General features: G+C 58.4%; 1 protein-coding gene. It reads right to left on the bottom strand.

From position 1 onward, the window contains the following. Positions 1-536: hypothetical protein (locus SM447_RS29875; protein WP_474576205.1), on the bottom strand; the 536-nt coding region annotated here is incomplete at both ends.

Genomic DNA, 536 nt, shown 5'->3' with positions numbered 1-536 from the left:
TTCCGTAGTCCGTATAAATCTCGCAGCCGAATATGCGTTCGCAATCCTGGGCAAAGCTGGCCGAAAGCGCGCCCCCGCCGACATTGATGCGCTCAAGCACTGGCGTTTGGATGCAGGCGTCTGCGGCGACCTCGGCCAAGCGTTTCAGGTGGATGGGCGGCACAAATGCATGGGTGACTTTGCAGTCCACCAACGTCGTCAGTGTTTGTTCAACAGACCACAACATCGGCATCTGCAATTGCATCTGCAATAGAGCGGTCGCGACAGACTTAATGCCGATCAAGGTACCGTAATTGTGCGCCACCAGCACAGGCCCCGTCAGCTCGCCCCGCGCCACAAGGCCGTTGTTGATGCGTGCCAAAAACACCTCTTCGGTATCCCGGCGCAACTTGGGAAGACCGGTGGTGCCCGAGGTCGCGTGAATGATCCCCCCGCCCGGCGCAATTGGAGTATAGGTTTCCGGAGCCCCCGCCCACGTGGCATCAAAAACCAGCGTATTGGGATGCTCAGTAAGCTTCCTTTCCGGCGACACAATG

It is taken from the genome of Micromonospora aridisoli, from assembly GCF_056150025.1.
This window is presented reverse-complemented; position numbering and strand designations above follow the sequence as displayed.